Source organism: Streptomyces sp. NPDC001380 (assembly GCF_042895785.1).
GTDB lineage: Bacteria > Actinomycetota > Actinomycetes > Streptomycetales > Streptomycetaceae > Peterkaempfera.
The window spans coordinates 1-17,889 of record NZ_JBIAWP010000017.1 but is presented as its reverse complement, the minus strand read 5'-3'; the positions used below and the strand labels follow the sequence as shown (position 1 = coordinate 17,889).

The following is a 17,889-nucleotide window of genomic DNA, read 5'->3' as shown; positions in this document are numbered from 1 at the left end:
GTGACCGGTGGCGCCGCCGTTGTCGCGCCGGTCCAGGGCCCGCTGGAGGGCGGCCGCGGCGTTGCGCCGGGCGGTGTCGTCGCGCTTGGCGGTGGTGTCGGGGGCGGTGGTGGGCATACCGGGACTCCGTTCCGTGGCATGCGGGGGGCGCATGGGGGTGGGTGTCTGGCCTCGGCGTCGCCGAGGGCTGCGGTACGCCGCAGGGGTGGCCTGCGCATTCGCGTACGGCGCACACGGGCGGCAGACCGGGAGGGTGGCCGGTCGCAAGGGGCCGCGGACCGCATGGCACTCTCACGGTACGCCGGGCCGGCGGCGGATGTCCGCCCGTTACTCGGACTTCCTACTATCTGAGACGGCGACCCGCCATGCCCTCCCGGACCCGGCGGCACAGCCCGCCTCTCCCGGCACGGGACGCACGTCGGCGGCCGGGAGGGAGGTGCGGGCACGGGCGCCGGCCAGGAGGCTCGTCACGCCCCCCGGCGCGGGACCCCCGCCCGCGGCGGGCGTCCCGGGCGCCGTCCGCGCGGGGTCCGGGACGTGCGTGTGCCCCGCCGCGCGGACGCGGCGGGGCACACGGGGGCGGAGCACCCGGGGCGGCGGCGCCCCGGAGGGGCGGTCAGTCCCCGAGGTCCACGGAGCGGGCGAACCGGGCGCCGATCTCGGTGGCGATCTCGGTCAGGACCTGCTGCGGGATCTCGCTGTCCACGGTGAGCGAGACCAGGGCGTCGCCGCCGGCCTCGTCACGGGCGACCTGCATGCCGGCGATGTTGATGCCCGCGTCGCCGAGGATGCGGCCGAGGGTGCCGACCACGCCGGGCCGGTCCTCGTACTGGAAGAAGGCCATGTGGTCGGTGAGGACCACGTCCACGTCGAAGGAGTCGACGCCGACGATCTTCTGGGTCCGCTTGGGGCCGGTGAGGGTGCCGGAGACCGACACCTCCCCGCCGTCGGCGAGGGTGCCGCGCACCGTGATGACGTTGCGGTGCTCGGCCGACTCGCTGCTGGTGGTCAGCCGCACCTCGACGCCGCGCTCCTGGGCGAAGAGCGGCGCGTTGACGTACGAGACGGTCTCGTCGACGACGTCCTCGAAGACGCCCTTGAGGGCGGAGAGCTCCAGCACCTTGACGTCGTGCTGGGTGATCTCGCCGCGGACCTCGACGTCGAGGCGGACGGCGACCTCGCCGGCCAGCGCGGTGAAGATCCGGCCGAGCTTCTCGGCGAGCGGCAGGCCGGGGCGCACGTCCTCGGCGATCACGCCGCCCTGGACGTTGACGGCGTCGGGGACCAGCTCGCCGGCGAGGGCGAGGCGCACCGAGCGGGCGACGGCGATGCCGGCCTTCTCCTGGGCCTCGTCGGTGGAGGCGCCCAGATGCGGGGTGGCCACCACGTTGTCGAACTCGAAGAGCGGGGAGTCGGTGCACGGCTCCTTGGCGAAGACGTCCAGGCCGGCGCCGGCGACCCGGCCCTCCTTCAGGGCGCTGACCAGCGCGGCCTCGTCCACGATGCCGCCGCGGGCGGCGTTGACGATGCGCACGGTCGGCTTGACCTTGTGCAGCGCCTCGTCGCCGATGAGGCCGACCGTCTCCGGGGTCTTGGGGAGGTGCACGGTGATGAAGTCCGCGACCTCCAGCAGCTCGTCGAGGGAGAGCAGCTTGACGCCCATCTGGGCGGCGCGGGCGGCCTGGATGTAGGGGTCGTAGGCGACGATCCTCATGCCGAACGCGGACATCCGCTGGGCCACCAGCACGCCGATGCGGCCGAGGCCGACGACGCCCAGGGTCTTCTCGGCGAGCTCGACGCCGGTGTACTTCGACCGCTTCCACTCGCCGTTCTTCAGGGCGGTGCTGGCCGGCGGGATGTTGCGGGCGACCGAGATCAGCAGGCCGCAGGCGAGCTCGGCGGCGGTGACGATGTTGGAGGTGGGCGCGTTGACCACCATCACGCCGGCCTTGGTGGCGGCGGAGACGTCCACGTTGTCCAGGCCGACGCCGGCGCGGGCGACGACCTTGAGGCGGCGGGCGGCGGCGATCGCCTCGGCGTCCACCTTGGTGGCGCTGCGGATCAGGACCGCGTCGACGTCGGCGATGGCGGGCAGCAGCTCGGCGCGGTCGGCGCCGTTGCAGTGGCGGATCTCGAAGTCCGGGCCCAGCGCGTCGACCGTGGCGGGCGAGAGCTCTTCGGCGATGAGAACGACAGGCTTCTGGTGTGTTGCAGCGCTCACGACAGTTGTCCTTACTGTCCGGTTCTCCCCCGGCCGCAGACCGTGGGTGGCGTGTCTCGCGGGGCTGTCCCGGCGGCGGGAACAGCGGCATGGGGAACGGTGGCATGCCGCGTTGAAGACGCACGACGCTGTGGGCCTGACGCGCACTCGGAAGTGTATCGACGTACGGTGCACCGGCCCCTGCCCCCGCGGCGGAATCACCCGCACGGGAATCTACAGGCCGGACAAAAACCGGGGCTTGACGAAAGGCGGTGCGGACGGCGGTGCGGGGGTGGTGCGGCGCGGCGGCCGCCCCGGACGGGGGGCGGCCGCCGCGGAGGCTCACGCCTCCTCGTCGACCCAGCTCATCAGGGAGCGCAGCTTCTTGCCGGTGGTCTCCAGCAGGTGCTCGCTGTCGGCCTTCTTGTACTCGTTGTACTTCTTCAGGCCGCCCTTGTACTCGGCCATCCAGGTGTTGGCGAAGGTGCCGTCCTGGATCTCGCCGAGGACCTTCTTCATCTCGGCCTTGGTCGCGTCGGTGACGATGCGCGGGCCGGTGACGTAGTCGCCCCACTCGGCGGTCTCGGAGACGGACCAGCGCATCTTCTCCAGGCCGCCCTCGTACATGAGGTCGACGATGAGCTTCAGCTCGTGGAGGCACTCGAAGTAGGCGATCTCCGGCTGGTAGCCGGCCTCGACCAGGGTCTCGAAGCCCGCTTTGACCAGCGCCGAGGCGCCGCCGCACAGGACGGCCTGCTCGCCGAAGAGGTCGGTCTCGGTCTCCTCGGTGAAGGTGGTCCTGATGACGCCGGCGCGGGTGCCGCCGATGCCCTTGGCGTAGGAGAGCGCCAGGTCGAAGGCCTTGCCGGTGGCGTCCTGCTCCACGGCCGCGATGCAGGGGACGCCGCGGCCCTCCTCGTACTGGCGGCGGACCAGGTGGCCCGGGCCCTTGGGGGCGACCATGCAGACGTCGACGCCCGCCGGGGGCTTGATGAAGCCGAAGCGGATGTTGAAGCCGTGGCCGAAGAAGAGGGCGTCGCCGTCCTTCAGGTGCGGCTCGACGGACTCCTTGTAGACGTCGGCCTGGATCGGGTCCGGCACCAGGATCATGATGACGTCGGCCTCCTCGGCGGCCTGGGCCGGCGTCACCACGCGCAGGCCCTGCTCCTCCGCCCTGGCCCTGGACTTCGAGCCCTCGTGCAGGCCCACCCGCACGTCGACGCCGGAGTCGCGGAGCGACAGGGCGTGGGCGTGGCCCTGGCTGCCGTAGCCGAGGACCGCGACCTTGCGGCCCTGGATGATGGACAGGTCGGCGTCGTCGTCGTAGAACAGCTCGGCCACGGGGGCACATCTCCTTGCGTGGTGGTGGTGGCAGCGGTCGTGTCCTCACGGTACGCAACCGGGTGCCGTGGTGCGGGGTGTAGTCGGTGGGTGAGACGGGTCCGGACGGCTGACCTCGGGGTTCCGGCCGGGCCCGCCGGGGGCTCAGGCGGAGCGGTCGAGGGCGCGCAGCGAGCGGTCGGTGATGGAGCGGGCGCCGCGTCCGATGGCGACCATGCCGGACTGGACCAGCTCCTTGACCCCGTACGGCTCCAGCATCCGCAGCATCGCCTCCAGCTTGTCGGAGCTGCCGGTGGCCTCGATCGTGACCGCGTCGGGCGAGACGTCGACCGTCTTGGCCCGGAAGAGCTGGACGATCTCGACGACCTGCGAGCGGGTCTCGGAGTCGGCGCGGACCTTCACCAGGACCAGTTCGCGCCGCACGGAGGCGTCGGGGTCCAGCTCGACGATCTTGATCACGTTGACCAGCTTGTTGAGCTGCTTGGTGACCTGCTCCAGCGGCAGGTCCTCCACCTGGACGACGATCGTCATCCGGGAGACGTCGGGGTGCTCGGTGGGCCCGACGGCGAGCGAGTCGATGTTGAAGCCCCGGCGGGAGAAGAGCGCGGCGATGCGGGCGAGCACGCCGGGCTTGTTCTCGACCAGGACGGAGAGCGTGTGCTTGGACATGGGTCGGCTTCCTCGGTTCCTGACGTCCTGACGTCCTGACGGGGGTCTCAGTCGAGCTCGTCGCCGAAGTCGGGGCGGACGTCGCGGGCGGCCATGATCTCGTCGTTGCTGGTGCCGGCGGCGACCATCGGCCAGACCATGGCGTCCTGGTGGACGATGAAGTCGATGACGACGGGGGCGTCGTCGATCGCCATCGCCTCCTTGATGACCGCGTCCAGCTGGTCCGGCGTCTCGCAGCGCAGGCCGCGGCAGCCCATCGCCTCGGCGAGCTTCACGAAGTCGGGGACGCGGGTGCCGGCCGGCGGCGGGGCGACGCCGTCGTGGCCGGGCCCGCTGTGGAGCACGGTGTTGGAGTACCGCTGGTTGTAGAAGAGGGTCTGCCACTGGCGGACCATGCCCAGCGAGCCGTTGTTGATGACCGCGACCTTGATCGGGATGTTGTTGAGGGCGCAGGTGACCAGCTCCTGGTTGGTCATCTGGAAGCAGCCGTCGCCGTCGATCGCCCAGACCTGGGTCTCGGGGCGGCCGGCCTTGGCGCCCATCGCGGCGGGGACCGCGTAGCCCATCGTCCCGGCGCCGCCGGAGTTCAGCCAGGTGGCGGGCTTCTCGAAGCCGATGAACTGGGAGGCCCACATCTGGTGCTGGCCCACGCCCGCGGCGTAGATCGCGTCCGGGCCGACCAGCTGCCCGATCCGCTCGATGACCTGCTGCGGGGAGAGCTCGCCCTCGGGGGCGGGGGCGTAGCCCAGCGGGTAGGTGGTCTTCCAGGCGTTCAGCCGCTCCCACCAGGCGGTGTAGTCGCCGCGGCGGCCGGCCTCGTGCTCGGCCTGGACGGCGACGATCAGGTCGGCCAGCACCTCGCGGGCGTCGCCGACGATCGGGACGTCCGCGGCACGGTTCTTGCCGATCTCGGCGGGGTCGATGTCGGCGTGGACGATCTTCGCGTGCGGGGCGAAGCTGTCCAGCTTCCCGGTGACGCGGTCGTCGAAGCGGGCGCCGAGCGCGAGGATGACGTCGGCCCTCTGCAGCGCGGTGACGGCCGGGACGGTGCCGTGCATGCCCGGCATGCCCAGGTGCTGCGGGTGGCTGTCGGGGAAGGCGCCGAGCGCCATCAGGGTGGTGGTGACCGGGGCGCCGGTCAGCTCGGCGAGGATGCGCAGCTCCGCGGTGGCGCGGGCCTTCAGGACGCCGCCGCCGACGTAGAGCACCGGCCGCTTGGCGTTCACCAGCATCCGGGCGGCCTCGCGGATCTGCTTGGCGTGCGGCCGGGTCACGGGCCGGTAGCCGGGGAGCGAGGTCTCCACCGGCCAGCGGAAGACGGTCTGCGCCTGCAGGGCGTCCTTGGCGATGTCGACCAGGACCGGGCCGGGGCGGCCGGTGGAGGCGATGTGGAAGGCCTCGGCGATCACCCGGGGGATGTCGGCGGGGTCGGTGACCAGGTAGTTGTGCTTGGTGATCGGCATGGTGATGCCGCAGATGTCCGCCTCCTGGAAGGCGTCCGTGCCGATCGAGGCGCTGGCGACCTGGCCGGTGATGGCGACCATGGGGACGGAGTCCATGTACGCGTCGGCGATCGGGGTGACCAGGTTGGTCGCGCCCGGGCCGGAGGTCGCCATGCAGACGCCGACCCGGCCGGTGGCCTGGGCGTAGCCCTCGGCGGCGTGGCCGGCGCCCTGCTCGTGGCGGACGAGGACGTGGCGGACCTTGGCGGAGTCCATCAGGGGGTCGTACGCGGGGAGGATGGCGCCGCCCGGGATGCCGAAGACGGTGTCGGCCCCCACGGCCTCCAGGGAGCGGATGAGCGACTGGGCGCCGGTCATCGTCTGGGCGGCGTGGGTGCCGGTAGCGGAGTGGGCTGCCGGGTTGTCCCCGCGGTGCGGGGCGGCCTGCTCGGTCATCTGCCTGTCTCTTCTCCGGTTGCGCCGCGGTGGAGGGTGCCCGCGGCGGTCGCTGGGCGTCGCGCGGCGGCTGTACTCCCATGGTGCGACCCATGGCGCGCGGCGTCTGCGGTGGACTGCTCATCGCTGCCCCGGAGGCCCCGGGAGGGGGTGCCGGGCGGTGGTGGAACGGGTTCTGTGCAGCAAAAAACCCCTCGTGCCCAGGGCATGCGAGGGGTAGCGCGTCGGCTTCTGCGATCCGGTGCTGCTGTCCGGGTCAGCCGACGCGCCCGCCAAGTACGAGGATTCGGGTGCGCATGGTGACGACCTTCCCCCCGAGCCGAGGGCGGTGTCAAGTAGGTGGGACGCAGGTCTCATCATGCGGACTCCTTCCGGAGGGGCGTCCGGGCAGGTCGGAGGGGTTCCGGGCCGGCGGGGAGGGCTCGCGGCGGAGGTGCGCGCGCCCCTCCGGACGGGTGGACGGCGCGGGCTGCTGCAGCGGTACGGGACGGAGCGCGGCCGCGGGCCCGGCGGAGGGCCCGGCAGGGGGCCCGGCGGCGGGCGCGGCAGGGGGCCCGGCGGCGGGCGCGGCAGGGGGAGCGTGCACGGCGGGGCCGGGCAACGGGAGGCGGCGGCGGAGCAGCACCCGGTGCAGCCGCCGGTCGTCGAGCGGCCCCGAGAAGAGCAGCCCCTGCGCGTGCCGGCAGCCCAGCTCGCGCAGGACGGCCGCCTGCCGGTGCGTGTCCACCCCCTCGGCCACCGTCGTCAGGCCCAGGTCGCGGGCCAGCCGGAGCACGTGGCCGGCGAGGGCGCGGGTGACGGCGGACTCCGCCACCCCGTGGACGAGGGCGCGGTCCAGCTTGAGGATGTCCACGGGGAGGCGGCGCAGCCAGGTCAGCGGGGCGGGGCCGGTGCCGAAGCCCTCCAGCGCCAGCCGGACGCCGAGCCGGCGCAGCGCGGCCAGGCGGCGCACCAGGTCGTCCAGCTCCTCGGGCGGCTCCCCGGGGCCGCCGCCCACGCCCAGGATCAGCCGGCCGGGGGGCAGGCCGCTCTCCCGCAGGGCACGTTCGACCGTGTCGAGCAGGCCGGGGGCGTCGAGCAGGCCGGACGCGCCGGGGGCGTCCGGCCGCCGCACGGACAGCCGGACCGCCACCGGCACCGCGGCGCCCCGCTCGGGGGCGCCGCGCCAGCGGGAGGCGGCCGCGGCGACGGACTGCTGGACCAGCCAGCGGGCGAGGCGGGCGGCACGCTCGCCGGCGTCCCCGTCGGCCTCCGCGGCGTGGGAGGCGTGGCCGTCGACGGTGCCGGGGTCGGCGCCGGGGTCGGCGCCGGCACGGGCGGTGCGGGGCCCGGGTCCGGACCGGCCGGCACGGGACGGGAGGCGGCCTGGCGGGAGCAGGCCGGGCGGGAGGGTGCCGGACCGGGCGGCCTCCCCCGTGGGCAGGTCCTCCGGGACGGCGGGCTCCGGCCCGGCCTGCCAGCGGGCCTGGGCCTCCACCGCGGCGACCTCCCCGCTCAGCAGGTCGACGACCGGCTGGTGGAGCAGGACCGGCCGGGCGCCGCGGACGCCGCCGCGCAGGCGCTGCTCCTGCTCCCGGCGGCGGACGAGGTCGGCGCGGAACCGCGGGGAGTAGACGACGACCCGGCCCTTGCCCGCCGACTTGGCCCGGTACATCGCCAGGTCGGCGTTGCGCATCAGCTCGGCGGGGACGCTGCCGGGGGCCGCGAAGGCGATGCCGATGCTGGCCGCCACGGCGAGTTCGGCGCCACCGATCCGGTAGGGCCGGGAGAGGGCGGCGCGCAGCCGCTCGGCGATGTCGCGGACGTGCGCCTCGCGCAGCCGGCCGGCCACCAGGGCCGCGAACTCGTCGCCGCCGAGCCTGGCCACCGTGTCCTCGGCCCGGACGGCCTCCCGCAGGCGGCGCGCGGCCTGGACGAGGAGCTCGTCGCCGACCTGGTGGCCGGCGGTGTCGTTGACCGCCTTGAAGCCGTCCAGGTCGAGGTAGAGCACGGCGACCGTCCGGCCCTCGCCCCGCACGCCGGAGAGCGCGGCCCGCACCCGGTCGGTGAAGAGCGCCCGGTTCGGCAGGTCGGTGAGCGAGTCGTGGAAGGCGTGGTGCTGGAGCTGGGCCTGGAGGCGCACGCGCTCGGTGACGTCCCGGCTGTTGAGGATCAGTCCGTCGGGGCAGTGGCTGACGGCGGACTCGACGTGGAGCCACTCCCCCGCCCCGGAGCGGATCCGGCACTCCACGCGGGCGGGCCCGGTGCCGGGCCCCCCGGCGAGGAGGCGCCGGATCTCCCAGCGGACGCGGCCGCGGTCGTCGGGGTGGACCACGTCGACCAGCGGGCCGCCCGCCAGCTCCGCCGGATCGCGCCCGTAGACGCCGAGGGCGGCCGGGCTGACGTACGAGAGCACCCCGCCCGGGCCGACGATCATGATGACGTCGCTGGAGCCCTGGACCAGGGACCGGAAGTGGGCCTCCTGCCGCGCGAGCTCCTGGGTGAGGGAGATGTTGTCCAGCAGCATGATGCCCTGGCGCACGATCAGCGCCAGCACCACCGTGCAGCCGGCGACCAGCACCACCCGGTCCATGGGGCGGCTGCCGAGGGCGTTGGTGAGGAGGGCGGCGGTGCACACCGCCGCGGCGAGGTAGGGGGTGAGGGCGCTGAGCCAGGTCGCGGCGGTGCGGCGGCCGGCCGCCGGGGGGTGCGGCGGGGCCGGGTCGGCGGCCGGCCGGAAGCGGTCGCCGGCCCAGGGCGCCCAGGCGAGGAGCAGGCTGCCCGCGAACCAGCCGGCGTCCAGGAACTCGCCCGAGTGGTAGCCGCTGCGCAGGGTGGGCGAGGTCCACAGGGCGTCGCTGACCACGGTGACGGCCAGGGCCAGCACGGCCGTGTTCACGGCCGCCCGGTTGCCCTCCCGGCCGCGGAACCGCATGCCCAGGACGACGCTGGCCAGCAGGATGTCCAGCAGCGGGTAGGCCAGGGACAGGGACATCCGCAGCGGGCTGCCCTCCTCACCCCGGGCGGTGCGGGCCAGGGCGAGGCTCCAGCCCAGGGTGAGCAGCGAGCCGGCGATCAGCCAGCCGTCCAGCAGCAGGCAGACCCAGGCGGCGGGGGTGCGCGGCCGGTGGCCGAGGACCAGCAGGCCGGCGATGGCGGGCGGCGCGAAGAGGAGGAAGGCCCCGTCCGCGACCGACGGCGACGGCACGGGGGTGTGCAGCACCACCTCGTACCAGCCCCAGGTGCCGTTGCCGAGGGCGGCCATCAGGGAGGAGAACCCGAAGAGCAGCCACGCGGGGCGGGCCGGGCCGCCGGTGCGGGAGCCCCGGACCAGGCAGGACACCGCGGCGGCCAGGGCGGCCGCGGCCAGGCCGAAGTCGCCCATGACGGGGGCCAGCCGGGCCGATCCCCACCCGGTGGCCGCCCCCGCCGCGTAGGCGCAGCAGGCCGCGGCGAGCAGCAGGCGGGGAAGGCGGCCGGTGCGGACGGCGCCGACGGCCCCCCGGGTTCCGGCGGCCTTGGGCAGCACAACATCGGTGGAAGTCAACCGACATCTCCCCCTCCGGGCGTGAAGGGCCGGCTTCGCCGCGCCCCGCCCGCGCCTTCGGACGGGACGATACACCACGCCGGTCACTCAGTGACACAGATGCACCACCGAAAGTAACGCCCCGTGGCCGGGTGCAGGCCCGGATCGCGACGGAGCGGCACCGTCGGGGGATCACCGCATCCGCCGCCGCCACCCGTACGGGTGACCTCTGGTCCAGGTGAGCGGGCGGCGGGCCGGGCGGGCGCGGGGCCCGGAGCGCCGGAGCGCCGGGACCGCGCGCGCCCGGGCGCGGTGCGCCCCGCCCGGGCGCGGCCGGGCCGGGTGCGCCCCTGCTGCTGCGGCCGGGCCGTCGCACGCCGGCAGCCGCGCTCCGGCCGCCGCACGACGGCCGCCGTGTCCCGGCCGGAGAGCGGTCAGCCCCGGTGCTCCCCGGCCCCGGGCGCCGCTGCCCCGGGCACTGCCGCCCCGGGGGGTGCGACCCGGTGCTCGGGGGGCTCGCCCGCCGCGTACCGGCGCAGCTGCGCGCCGAGCAGCCGCAGCGCCCGCGGGAGGAACGCCGAGCTGCTGCCGCCCACGTGGGGACTGATCAGGACGCCGGGGGCGTGCCAGAGCGGGTGCCCCGCGGGCAGCGGCTCGGGGTCGGTGACGTCCAGCGCGGCGCGCAGCCGCCCGGACCCCAGCTCGGCCAGCAGCGCGGCAGTGTCCACCACCGGCCCCCGGGCGACGTTGACCAGCAGCGCCCCGTCCCGCATCCGGGCGAGGAAGCCCCGGCCCGCCAGGCCGCGCGTCCCCTCGGTCAGGGGCACCGTCAGCACCACCACGTCGGCGCGCGGCAGCAGGTCCGGCAGGTCGGACAGCGGCCGTACCGGACCGTGCGGGGCCGTGCGGGCCCGGCGGGCCACCCGCAGGACCCGGCACTCGAACGGCCGCAGCCGCTCCTCGACCGCGGCCCCGATCGAGCCGTACCCGACGAGCAGCACCGTGCGGTCGGCGAGGGCCGGGTGGAAGCCGGCGTGCCACTGCTCGGCGTCCTGGCCCCGCACGAAGCCGGGGATGCCGCGCAGGGAGGCGAGGACCAGGGTGAGGGCCAGTTCGGCGGTGGAGGCGTCGTGCACGCCCCGGGCGTTGCAGAGCACCGCACCCGGCGGCACGTGGGGCAGCACGTCGTCCACGCCGGCGGTGAGGGTCTGCACGACCTCCAGCGCCGGCAGGCGGGGCATCAGCGGCAGGGCGGCGGCGGTGCGCATGTAGGGGACGGTGAGGAAGCCGACCGTGTCCAGCACGTCCTGCGGGGGCGGCGGCTCCGTGCCGTCCCACGTGTGGACGTCCAGGTCCGGCGGCAGCCCCTCGACGGCGCCGGGGGCGTAGGGGATCAGTGCGGCACGGGGTGCGGACATGGGTCCGAATCTATGCCCTCCCGCCGCCTGCTCCCCTCCGCTCCCTCCCGCCGACGGCTCCCCCGCTCCCTCCCGCCGCCCGTTGCCCGCAGGGGTGGCTGCGGCGGCCGCTCCGGGGGCAGGGTGGAGGGAGGCGGAGGACCGGAGGCGGGCGCGTGCGGGGACTGCGGAGGACTGCGGCGGCGGTGGCGGTGACGGTGGCGGTCGGGCTGCTGCCCGCGGCGGGCTGCACGTCGGGGGCGGCGGGCGGACCGGGCGGGTCGCCCCCGGCCACGCAGCGGCAGACCTCCGGGACGCGGCCGCCCGCGGCCGCCGCGGTGCGGGTGGCGGGCACGGTGGCCGAGCGGCTGCCGGTGCCGTGGGGCACCGCCTTCCTGCCGGACGGGTCCGCGCTGGTGGCCGAGCGGGGCACGGGGGGGGTCGTGCGTCTGGCGGCCGGGGGCGGCCGGTCGCCGGCCGGGCGGGTGCCGGGGGTGGCCGCCGAGGGCGAGGGCGGCCTGCTGGGCCTCGCGGTGCCCCCGCACGCCGGGGCGCGGCCGTGGGTGTACGCGTACCTCACCACCGCCGCCGACAACCGGATCGTGCGGATGCGCTGGGACGGACGGCGGCTGGGCCCGCCGCGCACCGTGCTGGCCGGCATCCCGCGGGGGACGTTCCACGACGGCGGCCGGATCGCCTTCGGACCCGACGGGTACCTGTACGCGGGGACCGGCGAGACCGGACGGCGCCCCCTCGCCCAGGACCGGGCCTCCCTGGGCGGCAAGATCCTGCGGATCACCGCCGACGGGCGGCCGGCGCCCGGCAACCCCTTCCCCGGCTCCCCCGTCTACAGCCTGGGCCACCGCAACGTGCAGGGCCTGGCCTGGGACTCCCGCGGGCGGCTGTGGGCCACCGAGTTCGGCCAGGACACCTGGGACGAGCTCAACCTGGTCCGGCCGGGCGGGAACTACGGGTGGCCCGTGGTGGAGGGCCGGGCGCACCGGGCCGGCTTCACCGACCCGGTCGTCCAGTGGCGCCCCGCCGAGGCGTCCCCCAGCGGACTGGCGTACTGGCACGGCGCGCTGTGGGTCGCGGCGCTGCGGGGCCGGCGGCTGTGGCGGGTCCCGCTGCACGGCGACGGCACGGCCGGCACCCCGCAGGCGGAGCTGACGGGGCTGTACGGGCGGCTGCGCACGGTGGCGGCGGCCCCCGACGGCTCGCTGTGGGTGGCGACCGGCAACACCGACGGCCGCGGGGAGCCCGCCCCGCAGGACGACCGGGTGCTGCGGCTCACGGCCCCCTGACCGCGGCGGCCGCGCCCCGGGGGCTCCGTGACGGTGCGTCACGGAGTCCGGGACCGCGCCGGTCCTCAGACCGCCGCGGCCGCGCCCGCGTCCTCCGGGAAGAGGCGCATCCGGTGCGCCAGCGCCGCCGCCTCGCCGCGCCCGGCGACGGCGAGCTTGCCGAGGATGTTGGACACGTGCACGCTGGCCGTCTTCGGCGAGATGTAGAGCTCCTCGGCGATCTGACGGTTGGTGCGGCCCAGGGCCAGCAGCCGCAGGACGTCCCGTTCGCGGGCGGTGAGGCCCAGGGCGGCGACGGGGTCCGCGGGTGCGGCGGGGGCGGGCACCGCGGCGGCGGCCCCGCCGTCCAGGGGCAGGCGGGCCCGGTCCGCGAGCGACGCGGCCTCCCGCAGCAGGAACGCGTCGCCGCGGCGGCGGGCCTCGTGGGCGGCCTCGCGGAGCAGGCCGCCGGCCCGGTCGCGGTCCCCCGCAGCGGCGTGCGCCTCGGCGGCCCGCAGCAGCGCGAGGGCCAGCGGGTAGGGCCTGCCGGTGCCGCGCAGCGCCTCCACGGCGGGGAGCCACGCCGCGGGGGTGTCCCGGCCCTCGGCACGGGCGAGTTCGGCGTCGAGCAGCAGGGCCCAGCCCGCGTACAGCGGCACCGCGCGCGACAGCGGCGCGGCGGCCGCCCGGATGCGGTCCAGCATCCCGGCCCGGCCCGGGTCGGCGGCGGGCAGCCCCCGGGAGTCGGCCTCGGCCGCGGCGGCGTGGGTGAGCAGGGGCCAGGCGTAGTGGTCGCACCCGGCGGGGAGCCCGCCGTCGACGGCGGCCAGCAGCTCGGTCCGGACGTCGTCGAACCGGCCGGTGCGGGCGGCGGTCCGCAGCGCCAGGTCGGCGCCGGGCAGCAGCTTCTGCGGCTGGGGGGTCTCGATGCGGGCGCGGGCCGCGGCCAGGCGGCGGGCGGCCTCCGCCGGGTCGTCCCGCAGCAGGACCAGCTCGCCCGCGAGGCGCTCCAGGAAGTCGTCGTGGGCGGAGCCGTCCACCTCGTCCTCCCACGCGGCCAGCAGGGCGGCGGCCTCCTCCGTGCGCCCCGAGGCGATCAGGGACTCCGCGAGGTTGCCCGCCAGGAGGGCGCCGTTGTAGCGGACCATCCCGTACCGGCGGGAGAGCTCCAGGCCCTCGCGGGCGGCCTCGGCCGCCTCCTCGGACCGGCCGAGCTGCTCCAGGAGGGAGGCGAGGTTGTTGACGGCCCGGCAGTGCAGGTCCGGGTCGCCGAGGCCGGCGGCGCGGACGCGGACCTCGCGCAGGCCGGCGAGGCCGGCCTCGGGCTCCCCGAAGTCGCAGCGCAGCTTGCCCAGGGTGAGCAGGGCGTGCAGCTCCACGGCGGGGGCGCCGACCTCGCGGGCCATGGCGGCGGCGCGCTCCGCGATGCCGACGTGGGCGGGTTCGGGCCGGTCCAGCATGCCGTTGGCGGCGATCCGGCCGAGCACGTCGGCCTGGACGGCGGACGGGGGGCGCCCCTCGACGAGCGAACGGGCGCGCTCCAGCTCGGCGGCGCCGAAGGTGCCGTTGTAGGAGCGGACGGCCCGGGCGCGCTGGAGCCAGAACCAGGCGGCCCGCTCGGGCTCGGCTGCCTCGTCGACCTGGCGGAGCGCCGTCTTGACGAACCGCAGGCCGCGGTCGCGGTCCCCGGCGCGGCGGGCCGCCACGGTGGCCTCGGCGAGGACGTCCGCGAAGCGCAGCCGCCCGCAGCCCTCCCCGTGGGGGGCGGGGTCGCAGCCGCACGGCGGGTAGGACTCGTCGGCGTGGTCGTAGGGCCGCAGGCCCTCCAGCACCTCCCCGGGCACGTCGTCCCAGAGCTCCAGGGCGCGCTCCAGCATCCGCAGCTGCTCGGCAAAGGCGTGGCGGCGGCGGGCCTCCCGGCCGGCGTGCAGGGCGGCGGGCAGGGCGCGGGCGGCGTCGCGGGCGTGGTACCAGTAGCTGGCGAGGCGGGCGGCCCGCGCGTCGCAGGAGACGAGGTGGGGGTCGGCCTCCAGGGCCTCGGCGTAGCGGCGGTTGACGCGGCTGCGCTCGCCGGGCAGCAGGTCGTCCACGACGGCCTCGCGGACCAGGGCGTGGCGGAAGCGGTAGCCCTCGGTCTCCGGGTCGGGCACGAGGATGCTGGCGCCGACGGCGGCGCGCAGCGCCTCGATCAGGTCGTCCTCGGGCATCGCGAGGACCGCGGCGAGCAGTCCGTGCTCGACGGCGGAGCCGCCCTCGGCGGCGGTCCTGACCACGGCCTGCGCCCGCTCGGGCAGGGCCTCGACGCGGACCAGCAGGATGTCGCGCAGGGAGTCGCTGAGGCCGACGTCGCAGCCCTCGGTGGCGCAGCAGGCCAGCTCCTCCACGAAGAAGGGGTTGCCCTCGGAGCGGCGGTGGATGCGGGCGACCAGCTCGCGGTCCGGGGCGTCGGTGGCGAGGATGCCGCCGAGCTGCTGCTCGACCTCGGCACGGGCGAAGCGGGACAGCTCCAGGCGCTGCACGGTGCGCAGCCGCTCCAGCTCGGCGAGGTACGGCCTCAGGGGGTGGCGGCGGTGCAGGTCGTCGGTGCGGTAGGTGGCGACGACGACGACCCGGGCGCTGTGCAGGGTGCGGACGAGGTAGGCGAGGAGTTCGCGGGTGGAGCGGTCGGACCAGTGGAGGTCCTCGACGGCGAGGACGAGGGTGCGGTCGGCGGCGAGGCGCTCGAAGAGCCGGGCGGTGTGCTCGAAGAGCCGGGCGCGGCCGTACTCGTCGCTGGACTCGGGCGCGGCCTCGCCGAAGTCGGGCAGCAGCCGGGCGAGGCTGCCCTCGCGGCCGTCGGCGGCCTGCTCCAGCTCGCCGCCGAGCTCCCGGTGGAGCCGGCGCAGGGCGGTGGCCAGCGGCGCGTACGGCAGCCCCTCGGCTCCGACCTCCGGACAGCCGCCGAGCGCGGTGACGGCGCCCGCGGCGCGGGCGGCCGCCAGGAACTCCTCCAGCAGGCGGGTCTTGCCGACCCCGGCCTCGCCGCCGACGAGCAGGGCCTGCGGCCGGCCTGCGCCGGCGCGCCCGAGGGCCTCGGTGAGAGCGGCGAGCTCCCGGCCGCGGCCGACGAAGACGGGGCTGACGGATCTGTGCTCCACGGCGCCGAGCATGCCACACGGGTCGGACGGCGTCGCCGGGATTGCCGCCGCGACCGCGGCGGCGGCCGGCGGCGGGGCCACGCGCGGCGTGGGGGCGGCAGGCCCGTGGCCGTCCGGAGCGGGGGCGGGGACGGCCGCGGCGGCGGACCGGGCCGATGCCGGGGCGGGAAGGCCCGGGGGGAGGGCGCCCTCGGCGTCCCTCCCCCCGGTGTCCGCAGCCGCCGCTCCCGCGGCCGGCCCGCTGGTCAGCACTCGCGCAGCCGCTGCGGCGCGGCCTCCGGTGCGGCGGCCCGCACGGAGCCGGCCAGGCGGCGCAGCAGTCCGGGACGGTTCCCCGACCGCTCGCGGCGGGCGGCCTGCGCCTCCAGGACCAGCCGCCGGCGGGCGGCCTGGAGCTGCAGGTCCCTGGCGCGGTAGTGCATGAACTCGTACTCCATCACGGCGGTCTGCCCCCTCGTGGGTTCCCGGGCCCGGCCGGGCCGGCCGGGCTGTCGTCCTGGTACGAGACTCCTCGCCCAGGGGGGTGCGCCGCATCGGCAGGCTGCCGCATCCTCCCGGGCCCGGACGCCTTAGGGCGGGGGCGGGACGGCTCAGGACGGGGGCACGACGGCTCAGGTCGGAGGCGCGACGGCTCAGGAGGGGGACGTGCGACGGCGCCGCCGCCCCCGGGTGCGGGGGGCGGCGGCGCCGTGGGGGCCGGAGTGCCTCAGGGACTCCGGCCGGGGTCCTCGGCCCGTAGGGGTCCGGGGCGCGGTGCGGGAGGGCGCGGTGCGGGGGCTCAGCCCTCGACGCCGAGCCGCTCCAGGACGAGCTCCTTGACGCGGGCGGCGTCGGCCTGGCCCCGGGTGGCCTTCATGACCGCGCCGACCAGGGCGCCGGCGGCGGCGACCTTGCCGGAGCGGACCTTGTCGGCGACGCCCGGGTTGGCGGCGATGGCCTCGTCGACGGCGGTGCCGAGCGCCGAGTCGTCGGAGACGACGGCCAGGCCGCGCGCGGCGACGACCTCGTCGGGCCCGCCCTCGCCGTTCAGGACGCCCTCGATGACCTGGCGGGCCAGCTTGTCGTTGAGGGAGCCATCGGCGACCAGCGCGCAGATCCGGGCCACCTGGGCCGGGGTGATGGGCTGGGCGGTGAGGTCGGTGCCGGACTCGTTGGCGCGGCGGGCCAGCTCGCCCATCCACCACTTGCGGGCCTGGTCGGCGGGGGCGCCGGCGGCGACGGTCTCCAGGATGGGCTCGATGGCGCCGGCGTTGAGGACGGACTGCATGTCCTTGTCGGACAGGCCCCACTCCTGCTGGAGCCGGCGGCGGCGCAGCCGCGGCAGCTCGGGCAGGGAGGCGCGCAGCTCCTCGACCCAGTCCCGGGCCGGCGCGACGGGCACGAGGTCCGGCTCGGGGAAGTAGCGGTAGTCCTCCGCCTCCTCCTTGACGCGGCCGGAGGTGGTCGTGCCCTCGTCCTCGTGGAAGTGGCGGGTCTCCTGGACGATGGTGCCGCCCTCGGAGAGCACGGCGGCGTGCCGCTGGATCTCGAAGCGGGCGGCGCGCTCGACCGAGCGCAGCGAGTTGACGTTCTTCGTCTCGGAGCGGGTGCCGAACTTCTCCTGGCCGATCGGGCGCAGCGAGAGGTTGACGTCGCAGCGCATCTGGCCCATCTCCATGCGGGCCTCGGAGACGCCCAGCGCCCGGATGAGCTCGCGGAGCTCGGCGACGTACGCCTTGGCGACCTCGGGGGCCTTCGCGCCCGCGCCGGTGATCGGCTTGGTGACGATCTCGATCAGCGGGATGCCGGCCCGGTTGTAGTCGAGCAGGGAGTACTCGGCGCCGTGGATGCGGCCGGTGGCGCCGCCGATGTGGGAGGACTTGCCGGTGTCCTCCTCCATGTGGGCGCGCTCGATGTCGACCCGGAAGACCTCGCCGTCGACCTCGACGTCCAGGTGGCCGTCGAAGGCGATCGGCTCGTCGTACTGGGAGGTCTGGAAGTTCTTCGGCATGTCCGGGTAGAAGTAGTTCTTCCGGGCGAACCGGCACCACTCGGCGATCTCGCAGTTCAGCGCCAGGCCGATCCGGACCGCGGACTCCACGGCGGCGGCGTTGACCACCGGCAGCGCACCGGGCATGCCGAGGCAGGTCGGGCAGACCTGGGAGTTGGGCTCGGCGCCGAGGGCGGTCGAGCACCCGCAGAACATCTTGGTGGCGGTGCCCAGCTCGACGTGGACCTCCAGGCCCATCACCGGGTCGTACGACGCCAGGGCGTCCTCGAACGACACCAGGTTCACGACGCTCACAGCGTCCCCTTCTTCACGTTCACGGAAAGGTTCTGGGGGAGCCGGCCGGGGCCCCCGGGCCCCCGCCCGCGCCCGCGGGGGCGCCCCCCCCCACCCCCCCGCCGGCGCCCCCCCGCCCCACCTCGCGGATCCGCACCGCGGTGCTGGTGTCCAGCGCGACGGCGGCGCTCACCCC

At 76.2% G+C, this 17,889-nt stretch carries 10 protein-coding genes; 1 reads left to right on the top strand and 9 read right to left on the bottom strand.

Annotated elements, in window-relative coordinates; translation table 11 throughout:
* Window positions 1–616: 616 nt before the first annotated feature.
* The 6 genes from serA to ACFY07_RS20460 form a co-directional block, all read right to left on the bottom strand.
* Window positions 617–2,221, bottom strand: coding sequence for a phosphoglycerate dehydrogenase (gene serA, locus ACFY07_RS20485; protein ID WP_390870377.1), 1,605 nt, complete (start codon window positions 2,219–2,221; stop codon window positions 617–619).
* A gap of 321 nt (window positions 2,222–2,542) precedes the next feature.
* The gene (gene ilvC, locus ACFY07_RS20480) at window positions 2,543–3,541 is read right to left on the bottom strand and encodes a ketol-acid reductoisomerase (RefSeq protein WP_230650922.1); all 999 of its coding nucleotides are present in this window, start codon (window positions 3,539–3,541) and stop codon (window positions 2,543–2,545) included.
* A 144-nt stretch (window positions 3,542–3,685) separates the two neighbouring features.
* Entirely contained in the window at window positions 3,686–4,210 is a 525-nt protein-coding gene (gene ilvN / locus ACFY07_RS20475; RefSeq protein ID WP_230650920.1) for an acetolactate synthase small subunit, read from the bottom strand.
* 47 nt (window positions 4,211–4,257) lie between these two features.
* Window positions 4,258–6,108 (bottom strand): acetolactate synthase large subunit, encoded by a 1,851-nt coding sequence (locus ACFY07_RS20470; RefSeq protein WP_390870374.1) that lies wholly within the window; start codon window positions 6,106–6,108, stop codon window positions 4,258–4,260.
* A gap of 331 nt (window positions 6,109–6,439) precedes the next feature.
* On the bottom strand, window positions 6,440–9,613 hold the full coding sequence (locus ACFY07_RS20465; protein ID WP_390870522.1) for a putative bifunctional diguanylate cyclase/phosphodiesterase: 3,174 nt from the start codon (window positions 9,611–9,613) through the stop codon (window positions 6,440–6,442).
* Between the two features lie 434 nt (window positions 9,614–10,047).
* Entirely contained in the window at window positions 10,048–11,031 is a 984-nt protein-coding gene (locus ACFY07_RS20460; RefSeq protein ID WP_390870372.1) for a 2-hydroxyacid dehydrogenase, read from the bottom strand.
* A 185-nt stretch (window positions 11,032–11,216) separates the two neighbouring features.
* On the opposite strand from ACFY07_RS20460, the gene ACFY07_RS20455 reads away from it, so the two are divergent.
* Complete coding sequence (locus ACFY07_RS20455; RefSeq protein ID WP_390870370.1) at window positions 11,217–12,314, top strand: PQQ-dependent sugar dehydrogenase; 1,098 nt, start codon at window positions 11,217–11,219, stop codon at window positions 12,312–12,314.
* Between the two features lie 65 nt (window positions 12,315–12,379).
* Here the strand turns inward: ACFY07_RS20455 and ACFY07_RS20450 are convergent, their stop codons facing one another.
* From ACFY07_RS20450 to gatB, 3 genes are all read right to left on the bottom strand, one after another.
* A complete protein-coding gene (locus ACFY07_RS20450; RefSeq protein WP_390870368.1) occupies window positions 12,380–15,442 on the bottom strand; it encodes an ATP-binding protein in 3,063 nt (1,020 codons plus the stop codon).
* 233 nt (window positions 15,443–15,675) lie between these two features.
* Window positions 15,676–15,867: a hypothetical protein gene (locus tag ACFY07_RS20445; protein ID WP_390870366.1), complete on the bottom strand. Its 192-nt coding sequence runs from the start codon at window positions 15,865–15,867 to the stop codon at window positions 15,676–15,678.
* 341 nt (window positions 15,868–16,208) lie between these two features.
* Window positions 16,209–17,714, bottom strand: a complete 1,506-nt coding sequence (gene gatB, locus ACFY07_RS20440; RefSeq protein WP_390870364.1) for an Asp-tRNA(Asn)/Glu-tRNA(Gln) amidotransferase subunit GatB — start codon at window positions 17,712–17,714, stop codon at window positions 16,209–16,211.
* Window positions 17,715–17,889: the final 175 nt, after the last annotated feature.

Coding starts and splice junctions, on each gene's coding strand:
- ilvN (WP_230650920.1), bottom strand. CDS start 4,210: ATGTCCAAGCACACGCTCTCCGTCCTGGTCGAGAACAAGCCCGGCGTG.
- ACFY07_RS20470 (WP_390870374.1), bottom strand. CDS start 6,108: ATGACCGAGCAGGCCGCCCCGCACCGCGGGGACAACCCGGCAGCCCAC.
- ACFY07_RS20460 (WP_390870372.1), bottom strand. CDS start 11,031: ATGTCCGCACCCCGTGCCGCACTGATCCCCTACGCCCCCGGCGCCGTC.
- ACFY07_RS20450 (WP_390870368.1), bottom strand. CDS start 15,442: ATGCTCGGCGCCGTGGAGCACAGATCCGTCAGCCCCGTCTTCGTCGGC.
- ACFY07_RS20445 (WP_390870366.1), bottom strand. CDS start 15,867: ATGGAGTACGAGTTCATGCACTACCGCGCCAGGGACCTGCAGCTCCAG.